The following is a 17396-nucleotide window of genomic DNA, read 5'->3' on the forward strand; positions in this document are numbered from 1 at the left end:
CCTTTCGACTGCGCTCAAGGTGACACATTTGTATAAAACTATTGAGGAACGCTAATTTCCCCTCCTAAAAAAAGTGCATTTAAAAATAACTTATTAGTTCCATACCAAGCACCTCTAAAATTAGGATTGTCTGCAAATAACACAACTCTACCACTACCCATTTTACTTACCAATAAAGAGGCTGAGGGTTTTATAAAGTTTTCTAAGTTATTTTTTGAGATAAATCCATCAATATGTGGATTCTCTGAATACTTAGCCACTGTTCCATAAGCACTTTTACTTGGGGCTAAAAACACCATATTATTCTTATAAACTGGTAATTTTGAAGCACGATACCCAAACCCTAAAGGATGTGTTACATCTAAATCGACTTCAAAAATTGCGCCTCCTACTCTTTCTCTTCCAGAATTTTCTGAAGCATCTACATAAGGCAATCTTTGTACTTCTTTGTTGGTGGTATCTTTTGGCTTTTTAGTCAAACTTTCTTTGACTAATTTTTTATCAATCACCCATTTTGATGCACCAGCAATTGTAATTAACGTATTTCCTTTTGTAGTCCAATCTTTCAACTTGTTTCTTTGAATAGAATCTAATTGATTGTAATTCCCGGAAACCATCACCAACGTATTGTATTTGTCTAAATTAGCGCTGTTATAATTGGTCATTCTAATTTTGGTGATTGGCATATGCACTCTTGTATCTAGTAAATGCCAAACTTCTCCTGCTTCATAAGAGTTAACTCCTTCACCAATAAGTATGGCCACTTTTGGCTTTTTCAAAGCTCTAAAGTTATTACTTCCTAAATCAATTCCTTTTAAACTATATCCGCTATTAGTGCCATAAACAGGAATATCAAATTTTTCTTGTGCTAGTTTTATGATTTTATAAACCTCATCACTTTTAAGTTTTTGTTTGCTAACAGGAATTAGTAAACTACCATAATTAAAACTTTTTTCGCCTGCTGAAGTTTTGATTGAAAAAGGTTTAAAGGCAGCAGCAGCAATCAATCCTTTGGTTTGCATATAATACAAAGCAGCTGGTGTATTGTAAGCATCCCAATCTATAATATACGCATATTCCGTTTTTTGAATTGCAGCATTTTTTTCAAAGTTTTCTGTGGATGTAATCTCTGTACCTAATTTTACTGATTTTTTACCTTCATATTTTATGTTGTAAAAGTTCGCCAAACTCCAAGCTGAAGCATCATAAAAAACGCTATCTCTATACGTATCATAGGTTTCAAACATGGTTTGCACCATTCTATGTTGGGGCTGTTTTAGTGGAACTGTATAGGTGTTTCCACTTTTGTAAACTTTTATTTTATGGGTTAACAGTTGATTTACAAATGCCTTCTCTCTGTTTTTATCGTATTTTTCTTGAAACTCATAGCCTTCAAAACCAGATGTTGCTTTTTTTGTTACAGCAGATTTAAAAAATTCTTGCTGATATTTTCGTAGGAAACTTTTGTTTTCAACAGCTGCTTTAATGGTTGCAAAAGTGGAAATGTATTGATTTCTGATCGTAAAAGGAAAAGTGATTTTTCCATAATCTGTATCTTGCACATGCCCTCTAGAACTTGCTTGTTCAAACAACAACGCCAAACCTCCTTGTAAATCTGGATACGAAGATCCATAGCCAGGATAGGTTCCGTCAAAAGATTCTTTGGTGTAATATAAAGAACCAACTTTATCTAAAGCGTTTACAAAATAAGGCGCAAATAAATTATTTAAATCTTCATAATTTTCTTTTGGCATTATTGGATCCATAGAACCGATTGGTTTCATAGGTTCAAAAAAGTGATGACTATTGGTGCCCATTTCATGAAAATCGGTTACTACATTTGGATACCAGGAATGCATCCATTTTAATTTTCCTTGACTTTCTGGATGCACAGCCAATAACCAATCTCTGTTTAAATCAAACCAATAATGATTAGTTCTTCCTCTTGGCCAACCTTCATTATGTTCTGCATCAATATTATCAGAAACTAAGTTTTTTGCTTGATATTGATTCGCCCATTGTGTGTGCCTGTCTCTCCCATCAGGATTGATAGTTGGATCTATAAAAATGACAGATTTATTTAAATAATTTAAAACTTCATCACTATTAGAAGCTACTAAAGTATAAGCCGTTAACAAAGCTGCTTCTGAACTTGAAGGCTCATTTCCATGCACATTATACCCTAATTGAATAATTACTGGAACTTCATCATAATTTTTAACATTGGCATCTGTATTTACGAATGCTAAATGTTGCGATTTTATAGGCGCTAAATTTTGAAGGTTTTTGGGTGATGTAACTGCAAACATCACCAGCTTTCTTTTTTCGTGTGTTTTCCCATAAATTTCGATGGATGCTCTATCAGAAATTTCTGATAGTTTTGTTAAATAGGCAACAATTAAATCGTGTCTTGTATGATGTTCTCCTATTTTATAACCTAAAAATTCTTCTGGTGTTGGTATTTTTTCATCAAAAGGTGCTTTCTCTTTAAAGTAATAATCTTGTGCAATTGATGATTGGGCTAAAAATACTGTAAGTATAACTGTAAAAACGTGCTTGTAAAGTTTCATTGTAGTGCAATTGGTTAGTGCACTAAAATAATGATTAAATAGGAATCATTGATTTAATTTAACATTCAAAATATTAGTTTATTTTTGAGTATATTTTAAAAGATGAAAAACGAACCACTTATCAGTAAAGAACTAAACGATTTTTACAACAAAGCTTCAGAAGAAACCCGACTTGAAAAAGGAATGGGCATTTTTGAATTTGAACGTATTAAAGAGTTAATAGAACTTCATATCTCCAAACCAAAAGCAACAATTATTGATGTTGGTGGAGGAACAGGAAAATACAGTGAATGGTTAGCATCAAATAAGCATACAGTCCATTTAATAGAACCTGTTTTAAAACATATAAAGCTTGCTAAAAAAAGAGCTAAAAAACTAAAAAATCCGTTTTCGGTTCAAATTGGTGAGGCTAAAAAATTACCTTATGGTGATGCTATTGCTGATTTGGTAATTCTTCATGGACCTTTATATCATTTGCAAAAAAGAGAAGATAGAGTTGCAGCCATTTTAGAAGCTAAAAGAGTTGTTAAAAAAGACGGAATTATTTTAGGTTTCGCCATCAATGCAACAGCATCAACTGTTGTGGGTTTGCTAAATGATATGATTCATCACAAAGCTTTTTATGATATGTGTAAAGAAGAATTAACAACGGGAATCCATAATGCTCCAAAAGAATTTCCTTTTTTATTGGCAGATGCTTATTATCACAAACCAAAAGATTTAAAAGCCGAATTTTTAGAACAAGATTTAAAATTCATCAACCTTTTTGCAGTAGAAGGAATGATTTGGTTAGACAATCAATATTTTGCAAATATGCTCGATAAAAAGAAATCGAAAACGTTAAAAGCCTTGCAAAACCTGACTCAAAATGATGAGTATTTATTGCCTTTTAGTCCTCATATAATGATTGCTGTTAGGAAGTAACCCCTCAAAAACCTTTTTGTATCTTTGTTAAAATTGATAAAAGAATAAATATTTTACCCTGAATTGCAACCCATGATAAAACAATATGAAAACACCTTAAGAAAATTAATTATTGATGTTCTTGGTGATGCTGATGAAAGCGATTATAAAATTCCTAAAAATATATCGAATAAATGGTTTCAAAAAAGAACTGTTGAACAAGATAAAAACGATGGCTTTCTATTCGAAAAGAGAATAATTTTTTATGCTGATTTTGAACATTTGGGGTTAGTTATTGATGAAAATTGGCAAAAATTTGCTCCTATTTTAGGCGATAAAAAAAGATTTCTTGTCTTTTTTAATGAAGTAGAACACTTCAAAAAAATAATGAATAACGGAAAAGATTTAATTAAAAGTCAAGAAGATTTACTATCTGGAATTGTATCAGATTTAAAGAATACCATTACAATTTATAACAATAAACATAATTCGGTTGATGATTATTTTATAACAATCACAAAAATATCTGATAATTTAGGCACTTCTTGGACAAACTCAAATAAAGAAAACCAAGAAAAACCGATTTTAAAAGTTGGTGATGCGTATGAGTTATTAGTGGAGGCTAATGACCCAAAAGATAGAGAAATTGAATACCAACTATCTCATTTTACTGGGAAATTAAGAATCAATCAAAAATCAAAAAGATTCAATTTTAAAATTGAAAAAGAATTTATTGGGCAAAATACTATGTTAATTATCAAAGCATTTACAAAGAATGCTGATTATGTAAACGAAAGTATTTTAAAAATTTATCTTACTGTTTTGCCCGATTAAAAATTTACGCTCTAATTAATGGCAATGTAGAACAACGCAATAAACCCTCTTGTTTCGCAATTTCTGTATAAGGCACTTCTTCTACTATAAATCCGTTTTCTCTTAACCAATTATTTAATCTTGTAAAATTTTGTTCAGAGATAATTACTTTTTCAGAAATAGAAAAAATATTACTGTTCATATGAAACATTTCTTCTTTTGTAATTTCAAAAACATTCTCTTTTCCGAAATAATTTAGCAACCACTCATATTCACTCTCAATCAAAAAGCCATTTTTATGAAGAATTGCTTTGTCTTTTCCTATTGGTTGAAAACAGCAATCTAAATGTAATGCATTTTCTTTAGCATTCGTGTTCGATTTTCTTAACTCAAAAGCTTTTACAATCTTATTTGGGAATATTTTTTGAATTTCTTTAACAGCTTGCACGTTTGTTCTTGCAGTTATAAAATCTGCATAATCGTCTCCTGAATATGTACCCACAAAAATATACTCATTCCAAGGCATAACATCTCCACCTTCTACATGGCATTCTTCTGGTAAATGAATTATATTTTTCGGATTAATTTGATCTAAAACATCTTGTATCGCTAAATATTCTTTTTCTCTATCAGGTAAAATATTTGCCTTAATAAGTTTATCTTCAATAACAAAAGCAATATCTCTAGAAAATATTTGGTTGTAATCTTCAATAATCTCAGGTCTAAAAACTTTAATATCATATTTTTTAAAAATGGTTGCAACAGCTTCCATTTCTGCAATCATATCTTCCTCTTTTGGGTATGTTCCATTTAAAACATGTTGTAAACTTTTAGGATCATAACAATCTTCTGGTGTAGGAATTGCCCCATTACTTTTTGCAGTTCCTAAAATTACTGCTTTTAAACTGGCAGTTTCATTCTGAATATTAAGTTGTAACATATCTTTTATCATTAAAAAAAGCTCCATAAATTATGAAGCTTTTAATTATTTAGTAAAAATAGTATTATTTTTTATCTTTTATCAATATCTATAAAATCTCTTGTAGTTTTTCCTACATAAATTTGACGAGGTCTTCCTATTGGTTCTTTGTTCAATCTCATTTCTCTCCATTGAGCAATCCAACCTGGTAAACGACCTAAAGCAAACATTACTGTAAACATTTCTACAGGAATCCCCATAGCTCTATAAATAATACCTGAATAGAAATCTACATTTGGATATAATTTTCTGTCAACAAAATAAGGATCGTTTAATGCTTCTTGCTCTAACCCTTTTGCGATTGCTAAAATAGGATCTTCTACACCTAAATCATTTAAAACTTCATCTGCTGCTTTTTTAATGATTTTTGCTCTTGGATCAAAGTTTTTATAAACTCTATGTCCAAAGCCCATTAATCTAAAAGGATCATCTTTATCTTTAGCTTTTGCCATGTATTTTTTAGTGTCTCCACCATCCGCTTTAATTGCTTCTAACATTTCTAAAACTGCTTGGTTTGCACCTCCATGAAGTGGTCCCCAAAGTGCAGAAATTCCTGCTGATAAAGAAGCGAATAATCCTGCGTGAGAAGAACCAGCAATTCTTACAGTTGATGTAGAACAGTTTTGCTCATGATCTGCATGTAAAATTAATAATTTGTTTAAAGCTTCTACAACAATATCATTTGTAACAAATTCTTTGTTAGGTTGCTTAAACATCATTTTATACATGTTTTCTACATATCCTAAACTACAATCTCCATAATCTAATGGCAAACCTTGTTTTTTACGCATTGTCCAAGCTACTAATACAGGGAATTTTCCTAATATTTTTACGATAGCTCTATACATATCTTCTTCAGAATTTACATTCACAGAAGAAGGATTAAATGCTGTTAATGCAGATGTTAATGAAGAAATTACACCCATTGGATGTGCAGACTTAGGAAAAGCTTCTACAATTTTTCTTACATCTTCATCTAATATAGATTGATCACAAATATCTTGTTTAAACTTTTTTAGTTGCTCTATAGTTGGTAAATCACCGAAAATTAATGCATAAGAAACTTCTAAAAAAGTAGCTTGTTCTGCTAATTGCTCAATAGGATATCCTCTATATCTTAAAATACCTTTTTCACCATCTAAAAATGTAATAGCACTTTCACAAGAACCTGTATTTTTAAAACCTGGATCTATCGTAATTACTGAATCTGTTACCCCTCTTAAAGATTTTATATCTATGGCAAGTTCATTTTCTGTTCCTTTAATTAAAGGAAATTCGTAGGATTTGTCTCCAATTTGTAATTTAGCTATATCTGACATTTATGGTGATTTTTTTATATAATTATCTAATCACGAAGATACCAATTTTTACAATACCTTAAAAGGCGTAGAGCATAGATTTTTAATATTAAAAAATAAGTAGTATTGATTTAACAATTCTTTAATATATACAGAAGAGCCTTGCAAAAATCACAAGGCTCTTAGTATAAATATATTAGATTTTTTCTTAGAAAATTAATACTTTTTTTAAGATAAAAAAGGACTAATATTTAAAGTTAAAAATTCTTAGTTTATAAATTAAACGCATTCTGTTTAGGAAAATAAGCTACATCTCCTAATTCCTCTTCTATTCTTAATAATTGGTTGTATTTAGCCATTCTATCAGAACGTGAAGCAGACCCTGTTTTAATTTGACCACAGTTTAAAGCTACAGCTAAATCTGCAATAGTATTATCTTCAGTTTCTCCAGATCTGTGAGACATTACAGAAGTGTAACCAGCATTTTTAGCCATGTTTACAGCTGCAATAGTTTCTGTTAACGTACCAATTTGATTTACTTTTATTAAAATTGAGTTTGCAATTCCGTTTTCGATTCCTCTTCCTAAACGTTCTACATTCGTCACAAATAAATCATCACCAACTAATTGAACTTTATCACCAATTTTATCTGTTAAATATTTCCAACCTTCCCAATCATTTTCATCCATACCATCTTCAATAGAGATAATAGGATATTTAGCTGCTAGTTCAGCTAAATAATCTGCTTGTTCTTCAGAGGTACGAATTTTTCCTGTTTCTCCTTCAAATTTTGTGTAATCGTATTTACCATTTACATAAAATTCTGCAGCAGCACAATCTAAAGCAATCATAATTTCATCACCAAAAGAATAGCCAGCATTTTTTACAGCTAAAGCAATAGTTTCTAGTGCATCTTCTGTTCCTCCTTCTAAATTTGGTGCAAAACCACCTTCATCTCCAACAGCTGTAGATAAATTTCTATCGTGTAAAACTTTCTTTAAATTATGGAAAATTTCAGAACCCATTTTCATAGCTTCTGTAAAATTTTTAGCTTTTACTGGCATCACCATAAATTCTTGAAAAGCAATAGGTGCATCAGAATGAGAACCACCATTGATGATATTCATCATTGGTAAAGGTAACGTGTTTGCAGAAACACCACCAACATACCTGTATAAAGGCATTCCTAATTCATTAGCTGCAGCTTTTGCTACTGCTAAAGAAACTCCTAAAATTGCATTGGCTCCTAATTTCGATTTATTTGGAGTTCCATCTAAATCAATCATTAATTTATCAATACTATTTTGTTCAAAAACAGAAACTCCTAAAAGTTCTTCAGCAATTAACGTATTTACATTTTCTACTGCTTTAGAGACTCCTTTACCCATGTAATCTTTTCCTCCATCACGTAATTCTACAGCTTCATGTTCTCCTGTAGATGCTCCAGATGGTACAGCTGCTCTACCTAAAACTCCATTTTCTGTAGTTACGTCAACTTCTACTGTTGGGTTTCCTCTTGAATCAAAAATTTGACGTGCATGAACGTTTATGATAATACTCATTATATTTTTTGTTTAATTAATTTAATATTCAGTTACTTCTGCTAAATTACAAAATGTAAAAAGAATTTAAGAAAATGTATTTAATTAATTACGAAAACGTTTGCTACCTTATATACATAAAAAAACCCACTCAATAAATTGAGTGGGAAAATTGCTATGAAAAAGAATGTGATTTTTCAATCACACTTCAAAGATACAACATATATATAAATTAAATCCTAAAAAATGACGAACTACTTTTAACGATAGACGAATAACGTTTAAACTAAGACAAAACTTCTTTTGAGGCTTTTATATTTGCTATAAATTGATCAAATAAGTATACAGAATCATTAGGTCCAGGACTTGCTTCTGGATGGTATTGAACAGAAAATGTATTTTTATCTTTTATGCGAATTCCTGCAACTGTATGATCATTTAAGTGCACATGTGTAATTTCAACTTGTTCATGCGCTTCAGTTTCCTCTCTATTAATAGCAAAACCATGATTTTGAGAAGTAATTTCACCTTTTGTAGTTAGTAAATTTTTTACTGGATGATTAATTCCTCTATGTCCATTATGCATTTTATAGGTTGATATTCCTTGTGATAAGGCAATAACTTGATGCCCTAAACAAATCCCAAATAAAGGCAAATCTCTTTTGATAATTTCCTTAGCTAATTCAATTGCATCTGTTAAAGGTTCAGGATCTCCTGGACCATTTGAGATAAAAAATCCGTCAGGATTAAAAGATGATAAATCTTCAAAAGATGAATTGTATGGATACACTTTTATATAAGCGCCTCTTTTTGATAAATTTCTTAAAATATTCTTTTTAATACCTATGTCAAGAGCAGATATTCTAATATCTGAATTTTCGTCACCTACAAAATATGGCTCTTTCGTAGATACTTGCGATGCTAACTCTAAACCTTCCATGCTTGGAACCTTAGATAATTGTTCTTTTAAAGCATCAATATTATCAACATCTGTAGATATTATTGCATTCATAGCTCCATGATCTCTAATATAAGAAACTAAGGCTCTAGTATCAACATCAGAAATTGCAACTAAATTATGCTTTGTAAAATAGTCTTTCAAATTTCCATCAGAATCTACTCTAGAATGTGTAAAACTAAAATTTCTACAAATTAATCCCGAAATTTTAATTCCATCGGATTCTACATCATTATCATTTACGCCATAATTACCAATATGTGCATTCGTGGTAACCATTAATTGTCCAAAATAAGATGGATCCGTAAATATTTCTTGATATCCAGTCATACCAGTATTAAAACAAATTTCTCCAGTAGCTGTTCCTTCAATTCCTACAGATTTACCGTAAAAAATTGTTCCGTCTTCTAATAATACTAATGCTTTTTTTCTTTGTTGATATTTCATTGATGATTATATTTCTGAGATTACAAATTTACAAAATATTTATTTTTATAATTCTAAATTTTGTGCTTAACAAAATAATTAAATAGTATACTATTTATGATTTTGAGAGCAATAGAATTCCGAAAACATAAAAAAAGGGATAAACGTAAACGTTTATCCCTTTTTTATATGAATTAAAAATTTTCATTCTTTATTCTTCTGTTTTTTCTTCAGTAGCAGTAGTTTCTACTTGAGCAGTTTCTGTTTTGTTAGATCCTCCTCTTCTACTTCTACGTGTAGATTTTTTAGCTTTTGTTCCTTTAGGATTATAAAGTTCGTTGTAATCAACTAATTCAATCATAGCCATAGGAGCATTATCTCCTTGACGATTACCTAACTTTATGATACGTAAATAACCTCCTGGTCTGTCAGCCACTTTTACAGAAATTTCTTTGAATAATTCTGTAACAGCAAATTTATCACGTAAGTGAGAAAAAACGATACGTCTGTTGTGAGTTGTATCACTTTTAGACTTTGTAATTAAAGGCTCTGCAAAAACTCTTAAAGCTTTCGCTTTAGCAACTGTTGTATTAATACGTTTATGTTCTATTAAAGAACATGTCATATTAGCTAACATTGCTTTTCTGTGAGCTGTTTTTCTACCTAAATGATTATGCTTTTTTCCGTGTCTCATTTTGTTTGTCTTATACTTTCATCTTGCATCTACCCATTTTGAGGAGCAAAATATGAAAAATTAATGTTTAATATTGATGATAAAATACATCATACAAAAATATTAGAAATTAATAGTAACTTCTAATATTTTTATATGTTTTTAGTATTAATCTCTATCTAATTTATATTTTGTTAAATCCATTCCAAAACTTAATCCTTTAACAATCACTAATTCTTCTAGCTCTGTTAACGACTTTTTACCAAAGTTTCTAAATTTCATTAAATCACTTTTATTAAAAGAAACTAAATCTCCTAATGTATCAACTTCTGCTGCTTTTAAACAATTTAAAGCTCTCACAGATAAATCCATATCGATTAATCTAGTTTTTAATAATTGACGCATATGTAATGATTCCTCATCATACGTTTCTGTTTGTGCAATTTCATCTGCTTCTAAAGTGATACGCTCATCAGAGAATAACATAAAGTGATGAATTAAGATTTTTGCTGCTTCAGTTAATGCATCTTTAGGATTAATTGAACCATCAGTATCAATATCGAATACTAATTTTTCGTAATCCGTTTTTTGTTCTACACGAAAATTCTCAATTGCATACTTTACATTCTTAATTGGAGTGTAAATAGAATCCGTAAAAATTGTTCCTATAGGAGCAGATGCTTTTTTGTTCTCTTCAGCAGGCACAAATCCTCTACCTTTTTCAATTGTAATTTCTGCGTTTAACTTCACAGACTTATCCATATTACAAATTACTAAATCAGGATTCAATACTTGAAAACCTGAAATAAATTTCTGTAAATCTCCAGCAGTAAATTGCTCTTGACCAGAAATTGAAACAGATACAGTTTCTCTATCAGTTTCATCTATTTGCTTCTTAAAACGTACTTGTTTTAAGTTTAAAATAATTTCTGTAACATCTTCTACAACACCAGCAACAGTAGAGAACTCATGTTCTACACCATCTACTCGTAAAGATGTAATTGCAAACCCTTCAAGAGAAGATAAAAGTACTCTTCTTAAAGCGTTTCCAACAGTTAAACCAAATCCTGGTTCTAAAGGTCTAAATTCAAATCTACCAGAAAAATCTGTAGATTCAATCATAATAACCTTATCAGGTTTTTGAAAATTTAAAATTGCCATTTTTCTTCTTTTTAATTGTTATTTAGTTGCGCGATTTATGAGTGTGAAGAAGTACAAATAAATCCTTTGGCTAAATTTCAATATTATTAATATTACTTAGAATATAATTCTACGATTAATTGTTCTTTGATGTTCTCAGGAATTTGTAATCTTTCTGGTACTTTCACAAAAGTTCCAGTTTTAGTATCATTATTCCAAGTTAACCATTCATAAACATTACTGTTAGAAGCTAATGCATCTTCAATAGCTACTAAAGATTTAGATTTTTCTCTTACAGCTACTACATCTCCTTCTTTTAACTGGTAAGATGGTACGTTAACGATAGCACCATTAACTGTAATATGTCTATGAGAAATTAATTGACGAGCTCCACTTCTTGAGTTAGAAACTCCCATTCTGTAAACTACGTTATCTAAACGAGATTCACATAATTGTAATAAGATTTCACCTGTAATTCCAGATGCAGCTTGTGCACTTTTAAACAAGTTACTGAATTGACGCTCTAAAATACCATAGGTATATTTAGCTTTTTGCTTCTCCATTAATTGAGTTGCATATTCAGATTTTTTTCCTCTTCTTCTTGCATTTCCATGTTGTCCTGGAGGAAAGTTTCTTTTTTCGAAGTTTTTATCTTCTCCGAAGATTGCCTCGCCAAATTTACGAGCAATTTTAGTTTTTGGTCCTGTATATCTTGCCATTTCGTTGTTGTTAAATTAGGGATTATGAATTAAGGCTTTCTCCTTCGATAATCTTAAATCCTAATTGATTAAAAATATAAATAAATACTAATTGTGTTATATAACAAAGTAGATTTAGAAAAAAAAATCTAAATCTACTTAAAATATATAATTTTCTTAAACTCTTCTTCTTTTTGGTGGTCGACATCCATTATGAGGAATAGGAGTAACATCTATAATTTCAGTTACTTCAATACCTGCATTGTGGATAGATCTAATTGCAGACTCTCTTCCATTTCCTGGACCTTTAACATACACTTTTACTTTACGTAAACCTGCTTCTTTTGCAACATTTGCACAATCTTCTGCTGCTAATTGAGCTGCGTAAGGAGTATTCTTTTTAGAACCTCTAAAACCCATTTTTCCAGCTGATGACCATGAAATAACATCACCTTTTTTATTTGTTAAAGAAATAATGATATTGTTAAAAGATGCAGTTACATGCGCTTCTCCAATAGCATCAATTATTACTTTACGTTTTTTTGCACTTGCTTTTGCCATAATATTTGGTGTTCTGTTATTACTTTCTAGTAAATTGTAATATAAAAATTACGGCACACTAGTAGTTAATAACAAGTTTAATCTCTAACTTATTTTTTCTTGTTAGCTACTGTTTTTCTCTTACCTTTTCTTGTACGAGAATTGTTTTTAGTTCTTTGTCCTCTTAAAGGTAAACCTAATCTATGACGAATTTCTCTTTGGCAACCAATATCCATCAAACGTTTGATGTTTATTTGAACTTCAGAACGTAATTCACCTTCTATTGTGAAAGAACCTACTTGCTCTCTAATTGCTGCGATTTGATCATCAGTCCAATCTTGAACCTTAATACTTTCATCTACTTTTGCATCTGCTAAAACTTGTTTAGCTCTGCTGTTCCCTATACCAAAGATGTAAGTTAAAGCGATAACACCTCTTTTATTCTTTGGAATATCAATACCTGCTATTCTTGCCATTACCCTTGTCTTTGTTTAAATCTAGGATTTTGTTTATTAATTACATATAATCTACCTTTTCTGCGTACTATTTTGCAGTCGGCACTTCTTTTTTTAACTGATGCTCTAACTTTCATCGTTTCTAATTTTTATTTAAAAATTAAAAGATTAAAAATAATCCTTCAATCTTCTAATTATTTAATTTTTAATATCTATAAGTTATTCTCGCTTTCGATAAATCGTAAGGACTCATTTCTAATTTCACCTTATCACCAGGTAATAATTTGATATAATGCATACGCATTTTACCAGAAATGTGTGCTGTTACAATATGTCCATTTTCTAATTCTACACGAAACATTGCATTTGATAATGCCTCTGTAATAGTCCCATCTTGTTGTATTGCTGATTGTTTAGCCATATTATTTATTAGATTTTCTATTACTATTTCCTGCTTTCATTAAACCATCATAATGACGATTTAATAAATACGAATTAATTTGTTGTAAAGTATCAATTGCAACACCAACCATAATAATCAATGATGTACCACCGTAAAACATTGCCCAACTCTGCTGAATTCCAAATTGAAATGCTATAGCTGGTAAGATTGATAAAGCTGCCAAAAATATTGATCCTGGAAAAGTAATTCTAGACAATACAGAATCTAATCTATCTGCTGTATCCTTTCCTGGTCTTATTCCTGGTATAAAACCACCACTTCTCTTTAAATCATCTGCCATCTTATTCGTAGGAATAGTAATTGCAGTATAAAAGAAAGAAAAAACAATGATTAAAATTGCAAATATTAAATTATAACTTAATCCGTTAATATCTGTTAAACCTGATAAAAAAGGAAACTTATTTCCTAAAGCCATTGGTAAAAACATAATTGCTTGTGCAAAAATGATTGGCATAACACCAGCAGCATTTAACTTCAATGGAATATAATCTCTTGAACCTGCAACGTTTTGAACACTTCCTGCTACTGTTCTTCTAGCATATTGAACTGCAATCTTTCTAACAGCGGTTACTAATAAAACTGTAAGTAAAATAACTACAAGCCAAACAATAATTTCAATTAAAATCATCATGATTCCACCTGCTCCAGCATTTGTTGTTTTAGCAACAAATTCTTGTAAAAAAGCAGCTGGGAAATTAGCTATAATACCAACCGTAATTAATAAGGAAATTCCATTTCCAACTCCTTTATCAGTGATACGTTCTCCTAACCACATAGCAAAAATTGTACCTGCAGTAAGAATAATTATAGATGAAACCCAAAAAGTTGCTCCACTTACTAAAAAAGCTTCAGGACCTAAACCAAATTGTGTTTTAATAGCTGTGATATAAGTTGGTGCTTGAACTAAAGTAATACCAATAGTTAGCCATCTCGTTATCTGTGTTATTTTTTTACGACCACTTTCACCATCTTTTTGTAATTTTTGTAGATAAGGAACCGCAATTCCCATTAACTGAACTACAATAGAAGCTGAAATATAGGGCATAATACCAAGAGCCATTACTGATGCTCTAGCAAATGCTCCTCCTGTAAATGCATTCAATAATCCTAAAAGACCTCCTTGAGTACTATCTTTTAATGCTGCTAATTGTAAAGGATCTACTCCAGGTAATGGAACAGCCGCCATAAAACGATATACAGCAATTAAACCGATTGTTAGAAGAATCTTATTTTTTAATTCTTCAATACTAAAAATTTCTTTTAATCTATTAATTAAATTCATCCTTTAAGAATTCTTATAAAGTAACAGCTTCCCCACCAGCTGCTTCGATAGCTGCTTTTGCGGTTGCTGAAAATTTATGTGCAGTTATGTTCAATTTAGTTTTTAACTCTCCATTCCCTAGTATTTTAACTAGTTCATTTTTACCTGCTAAACCATTAGCAACTAAAATTTCTAAATTAACTGTATCTGAAATAGTTCCGTTATCAACTAAAGATTGTAATTTATCTAAGTTGATCCCTTGGTATTCCTTACGGTTTAAATTTGTAAAACCAAATTTTGGCACACGTCTCTGAAGTGGCATTTGACCACCTTCAAATCCAACTTTTTTAGAATATCCTGAACGTGACTTCTGACCATTGTGACCTCTTGTAGAAGTACCACCTTTACCAGAACCTTCACCTCTTGCTATTCTCTTTTCCTTTTTAACGGAACCTTCTGCAGGTGTTAAATTATGTAAACTCATTTTATTTAAATATCTTATTTAATTTCTTCGAAAGAAACTAAGTGTTTAACTGTATTTACCATACCAATTACTGAAGGAGTTGCCTCATGTTCTACAGTTTGGTGCATTTTACGTAAACCTAAAGCTTCTAAAGTTCTTTTTTGACTTTGAAGACGACCGATTTGACTTTTTACTTGTGTAACTTTTATTCTTGCCATCGTTTTTAGATTTATCCGTTAAATACTTTTTCTAAAGATATACCTCTTTGTTTTGCAACATCTACAGCACTACGTAATTGTAATAAGGCATTAAAAGTTGCTTTTACTGCATTATGAGGATTAGAAGATCCTTGAGATTTTGATAAACAATCATGTATTCCCACTGATTCTAATACTGCACGAACTGCACCACCAGCAATAACTCCTGTACCAGCAGAAGCAGGTTTGATGAACACTTTTGCTCCACCAAACTTACCTTTTTGCTCATGAGGCAAAGTTCCTTCTAAAATAGGTATTCTTACTAAATTTTTCTTAGCATCTTCAACAGCTTTCGCAATTGCAGATGAAACATCTTTAGATTTTCCTAGTCCATGACCAACAACGCCATTACCATCACCAACAACTACAATTGCAGAGAAACCAAATGCTCTACCACCTTTTGTTACTTTAGTTACACGTTGTACACCAACTAATCTATCTACAAGCTCTAATCCGCTTGGTTTAACTCTTTCTACGTTTTTATATCCTTGCATAATTTCTTAAAATTTTAAACCAGATTCTCTTGCAGCATCTGCTAATACTTTAACTCTTCCGTGATATAAATATCCGTTTCTATCAAAAGCAACATTTTCAATTCCTGCTTTTATAGCTTTTTCAGCAATCGACTTCCCAACTTCAGTTGAAGCTTCAGACTTAGTAGTTGCTTTAATATTTTTATCTCTAGATGAAACTGAAGCAATTGTTACTCCGTTTACATCGTCTATCAATTGAGCGTAAATCTCTTTATTACTTCTATAAACCGATAATCTTGGTTTTGTAGCAGTACCTGAAATGATTTTTCTAATTCTACGCTTAATTCTTAACCTTCTTTGTAGCTTTGATAATGCCATAATACTATATATTATGCAGATTTACCTGCTTTTCTTCTTAATATTTCACCAACAAACTTAACTCCTTTTCCTTTGTAAGGTTCAGGTGCTCTGAAAGATCTAATCTTTGCAGCAATTTGACCAACTAATTGTTTGTCAAATGAAGATAATTTAATGATTGGGTTTTTCCCTTTCTCAGATATTGTTTCAACTTTTACTTCTGGAGCTACTTCTAAAACAATATTATGAGAGAAACCTAAAGCTAAATCTAATTTTTGTCCTTGATTAGAGGCTCTGTAACCTACACCAACCAATTCTAAATCCTTAGTCCAACCCTTACTTACACCTTCAATCATATTAGCGATTAAAGCTCTCATTAAACCATGTTGTGCTTTATGGTCTTTACTTTCTGATGCTCTATCTAAAGTGATAACACCATCTTCAATTTCAACTGTAATTCCGTCAGAAATAGTTTGAGATAACTCTCCTAATTTTCCTTTAACAGTAACTACGTTGTCTTTTACGTTAACATCTACACCTTGTGAAATGCTAATGGGATTTTTTCCTATTCTACTCATTTCTTAAAGATTAATAAATGTAACATAAAACTTCTCCTCCAACATTGTCTTGCTTAGCCTTCTTATTTGTCATTACACCTTTAGATGTAGAAACAATTGCAATACCAAGTCCATTTAAAACTCTTGGCATTTCAGAAGAACCAACATACTTTCGTAATCCTGGCGTACTAATTCGTTGAATTTTTCTGATTACTGACTCTTTTGTTTCTTTATCATATTTTAAAGCTATCTTGATAGTTCCTTGAACTTTATCTTCATTGAACTGGTAACTTAAAATATAACCTTGATCGAACAAAATTTTAGTCATTTCCTTCTTTAAATTAGAAGCTGGAATTTCCACAACTCTGTGTCCTGCAGCTATTGCATTCCTTACTCTTGTAAGATAATCCGCGATTGGATCTGTATACATACTTATTTATATTGCGACTATGGTTTTCAACTACCTCTATTTTCCTACAGATTTCTCTGTGATAATTGAACCTATAATCAGTTAAATTTCTAATACTCAAAAAAAATAGAGCGTGCAAAGATACACATTCTATTTTAGTTT

21 protein-coding genes are annotated in these 17396 nt (G+C 30.8%); 2 read left to right on the plus strand and 19 right to left on the minus strand.

Annotated features, from left to right (window positions below; genetic code table 11):
- Positions 1–38: 38 nt before the first annotated feature.
- The gene (locus P161_RS0100945; RefSeq protein ID WP_026775229.1) at positions 39–2570 is read right to left on the minus strand and encodes a M14 family zinc carboxypeptidase; all 2532 of its coding nucleotides are present in this window, start codon (positions 2568–2570) and stop codon (positions 39–41) included.
- A 102-nt stretch (positions 2571–2672) separates the two neighbouring features.
- Here P161_RS0100945 and P161_RS0100950 point away from each other — a divergent pair, with 102 nt between their 5' ends.
- Entirely contained in the window at positions 2673–3494 is an 822-nt protein-coding gene (locus P161_RS0100950; protein WP_026775230.1) for a class I SAM-dependent methyltransferase, read from the plus strand.
- A 72-nt stretch (positions 3495–3566) separates the two neighbouring features.
- Positions 3567–4307, plus strand: a complete 741-nt coding sequence (locus P161_RS0100955) for a hypothetical protein (RefSeq protein ID WP_026775231.1) — start codon at positions 3567–3569, stop codon at positions 4305–4307.
- A 4-nt stretch (positions 4308–4311) separates the two neighbouring features.
- Here the strand turns inward: P161_RS0100955 and P161_RS0100960 are convergent, their stop codons facing one another.
- The 18 genes from P161_RS0100960 to rpsH form a co-directional block, all read right to left on the minus strand.
- Positions 4312–5226, minus strand: a complete 915-nt coding sequence (locus tag P161_RS0100960) for a dimethylarginine dimethylaminohydrolase family protein (protein WP_026775232.1) — start codon at positions 5224–5226, stop codon at positions 4312–4314.
- A gap of 71 nt (positions 5227–5297) precedes the next feature.
- Positions 5298–6584 carry a citrate synthase gene (locus P161_RS0100965; RefSeq protein ID WP_026775233.1) on the minus strand — a complete coding sequence of 429 codons (1287 nt, stop codon included), beginning with the start codon at positions 6582–6584 and terminating at the stop codon, positions 5298–5300.
- 251 nt (positions 6585–6835) lie between these two features.
- Positions 6836–8125, minus strand: a complete 1290-nt coding sequence (gene eno / locus P161_RS0100970) for a phosphopyruvate hydratase (RefSeq protein WP_026775234.1) — start codon at positions 8123–8125, stop codon at positions 6836–6838.
- A 265-nt stretch (positions 8126–8390) separates the two neighbouring features.
- A complete protein-coding gene (gene carA / locus P161_RS0100975) occupies positions 8391–9509 on the minus strand; it encodes a glutamine-hydrolyzing carbamoyl-phosphate synthase small subunit (protein ID WP_026775235.1) in 1119 nt (372 codons plus the stop codon).
- A gap of 190 nt (positions 9510–9699) precedes the next feature.
- Positions 9700–10182, minus strand: a complete 483-nt coding sequence (gene rplQ / locus P161_RS0100980; protein WP_026775236.1) for a 50S ribosomal protein L17 — start codon at positions 10180–10182, stop codon at positions 9700–9702.
- A 147-nt stretch (positions 10183–10329) separates the two neighbouring features.
- Positions 10330–11322 (minus strand): DNA-directed RNA polymerase subunit alpha, encoded by a 993-nt coding sequence (locus tag P161_RS0100985; RefSeq protein ID WP_026775237.1) that lies wholly within the window; start codon positions 11320–11322, stop codon positions 10330–10332.
- A 92-nt stretch (positions 11323–11414) separates the two neighbouring features.
- The gene (gene rpsD / locus P161_RS0100990; protein ID WP_026775238.1) at positions 11415–12020 is read right to left on the minus strand and encodes a 30S ribosomal protein S4; all 606 of its coding nucleotides are present in this window, start codon (positions 12018–12020) and stop codon (positions 11415–11417) included.
- A 156-nt stretch (positions 12021–12176) separates the two neighbouring features.
- Positions 12177–12560 carry a 30S ribosomal protein S11 gene (gene rpsK / locus P161_RS0100995; RefSeq protein WP_026775239.1) on the minus strand — a complete coding sequence of 128 codons (384 nt, stop codon included), beginning with the start codon at positions 12558–12560 and terminating at the stop codon, positions 12177–12179.
- 89 nt (positions 12561–12649) lie between these two features.
- Entirely contained in the window at positions 12650–13015 is a 366-nt protein-coding gene (gene rpsM, locus P161_RS0101000; RefSeq protein ID WP_026775240.1) for a 30S ribosomal protein S13, read from the minus strand.
- Positions 13015–13131 (minus strand): type B 50S ribosomal protein L36, encoded by a 117-nt coding sequence (gene ykgO / locus P161_RS0101005; RefSeq protein ID WP_004568720.1) that lies wholly within the window; start codon positions 13129–13131, stop codon positions 13015–13017. Before ykgO ends, rpsM begins: the two co-directional genes overlap by 1 nt.
- Positions 13132–13199: 68 nt before the next feature.
- Positions 13200–13415, minus strand: a complete 216-nt coding sequence (gene infA / locus P161_RS0101010) for a translation initiation factor IF-1 (RefSeq protein WP_004568721.1) — start codon at positions 13413–13415, stop codon at positions 13200–13202.
- A gap of 1 nt (position 13416) precedes the next feature.
- Positions 13417–14739 carry a preprotein translocase subunit SecY gene (gene secY, locus P161_RS0101015; RefSeq protein WP_026775241.1) on the minus strand — a complete coding sequence of 441 codons (1323 nt, stop codon included), beginning with the start codon at positions 14737–14739 and terminating at the stop codon, positions 13417–13419.
- Positions 14740–14752: 13 nt separating this feature from the next.
- The gene (gene rplO / locus P161_RS0101020) at positions 14753–15202 is read right to left on the minus strand and encodes a 50S ribosomal protein L15 (protein WP_026775242.1); all 450 of its coding nucleotides are present in this window, start codon (positions 15200–15202) and stop codon (positions 14753–14755) included.
- A gap of 14 nt (positions 15203–15216) precedes the next feature.
- Positions 15217–15399 carry a 50S ribosomal protein L30 gene (gene rpmD, locus P161_RS0101025; protein WP_026775243.1) on the minus strand — a complete coding sequence of 61 codons (183 nt, stop codon included), beginning with the start codon at positions 15397–15399 and terminating at the stop codon, positions 15217–15219.
- Positions 15400–15410: 11 nt separating this feature from the next.
- Positions 15411–15935, minus strand: coding sequence for a 30S ribosomal protein S5 (gene rpsE / locus P161_RS0101030; RefSeq protein WP_036841128.1), 525 nt, complete (start codon positions 15933–15935; stop codon positions 15411–15413).
- 3 nt (positions 15936–15938) lie between these two features.
- Positions 15939–16289, minus strand: coding sequence for a 50S ribosomal protein L18 (gene rplR / locus P161_RS0101035; protein WP_026775245.1), 351 nt, complete (start codon positions 16287–16289; stop codon positions 15939–15941).
- 11 nt (positions 16290–16300) lie between these two features.
- The gene (gene rplF / locus P161_RS0101040; protein WP_026775246.1) at positions 16301–16846 is read right to left on the minus strand and encodes a 50S ribosomal protein L6; all 546 of its coding nucleotides are present in this window, start codon (positions 16844–16846) and stop codon (positions 16301–16303) included.
- A 10-nt stretch (positions 16847–16856) separates the two neighbouring features.
- Positions 16857–17255, minus strand: coding sequence for a 30S ribosomal protein S8 (gene rpsH / locus P161_RS0101045; protein WP_026775247.1), 399 nt, complete (start codon positions 17253–17255; stop codon positions 16857–16859).
- Positions 17256–17396: the final 141 nt, after the last annotated feature.

The organism is Polaribacter sp. Hel_I_88 (genome assembly GCF_000687935.1).
Lineage (GTDB): Bacteria > Bacteroidota > Bacteroidia > Flavobacteriales > Flavobacteriaceae > Polaribacter.

Excerpts from the sequence above, each read along its gene's own strand:
- P161_RS0100945 (WP_026775229.1), bottom strand. The coding sequence starts at position 2,570 with ATGAAACTTTACAAGCACGTTTTTACAGTTATACTTACAGTATTTTTA.
- P161_RS0100950 (WP_026775230.1), top strand. The coding sequence starts at position 2,673 with ATGAAAAACGAACCACTTATCAGTAAAGAACTAAACGATTTTTACAAC.
- P161_RS0100955 (WP_026775231.1), top strand. The coding sequence starts at position 3,567 with ATGATAAAACAATATGAAAACACCTTAAGAAAATTAATTATTGATGTT.
- P161_RS0100960 (WP_026775232.1), bottom strand. The coding sequence starts at position 5,226 with ATGTTACAACTTAATATTCAGAATGAAACTGCCAGTTTAAAAGCAGTA.
- P161_RS0100965 (WP_026775233.1), bottom strand. The coding sequence starts at position 6,584 with ATGTCAGATATAGCTAAATTACAAATTGGAGACAAATCCTACGAATTT.
- eno (WP_026775234.1), bottom strand. The coding sequence starts at position 8,125 with ATGAGTATTATCATAAACGTTCATGCACGTCAAATTTTTGATTCAAGA.
- carA (WP_026775235.1), bottom strand. The coding sequence starts at position 9,509 with ATGAAATATCAACAAAGAAAAAAAGCATTAGTATTATTAGAAGACGGA.
- rplQ (WP_026775236.1), bottom strand. The coding sequence starts at position 10,182 with ATGAGACACGGAAAAAAGCATAATCATTTAGGTAGAAAAACAGCTCAC.
- P161_RS0100985 (WP_026775237.1), bottom strand. The coding sequence starts at position 11,322 with ATGGCAATTTTAAATTTTCAAAAACCTGATAAGGTTATTATGATTGAA.
- rpsD (WP_026775238.1), bottom strand. The coding sequence starts at position 12,020 with ATGGCAAGATATACAGGACCAAAAACTAAAATTGCTCGTAAATTTGGC.
- rpsK (WP_026775239.1), bottom strand. The coding sequence starts at position 12,560 with ATGGCAAAAGCAAGTGCAAAAAAACGTAAAGTAATAATTGATGCTATT.
- rpsM (WP_026775240.1), bottom strand. The coding sequence starts at position 13,015 with ATGGCAAGAATAGCAGGTATTGATATTCCAAAGAATAAAAGAGGTGTT.
- ykgO (WP_004568720.1), bottom strand. The coding sequence starts at position 13,131 with ATGAAAGTTAGAGCATCAGTTAAAAAAAGAAGTGCCGACTGCAAAATA.
- infA (WP_004568721.1), bottom strand. The coding sequence starts at position 13,415 with ATGGCTAAACAATCAGCAATACAACAAGATGGGACTATTACAGAGGCA.
- secY (WP_026775241.1), bottom strand. The coding sequence starts at position 14,739 with ATGAATTTAATTAATAGATTAAAAGAAATTTTTAGTATTGAAGAATTA.
- rplO (WP_026775242.1), bottom strand. The coding sequence starts at position 15,202 with ATGAGTTTACATAATTTAACACCTGCAGAAGGTTCCGTTAAAAAGGAA.
- rpmD (WP_026775243.1), bottom strand. The coding sequence starts at position 15,399 with ATGGCAAGAATAAAAGTTACACAAGTAAAAAGTCAAATCGGTCGTCTT.
- rplR (WP_026775245.1), bottom strand. The coding sequence starts at position 16,289 with ATGGCATTATCAAAGCTACAAAGAAGGTTAAGAATTAAGCGTAGAATT.
- rplF (WP_026775246.1), bottom strand. The coding sequence starts at position 16,846 with ATGAGTAGAATAGGAAAAAATCCCATTAGCATTTCACAAGGTGTAGAT.
- rpsH (WP_026775247.1), bottom strand. The coding sequence starts at position 17,255 with ATGTATACAGATCCAATCGCGGATTATCTTACAAGAGTAAGGAATGCA.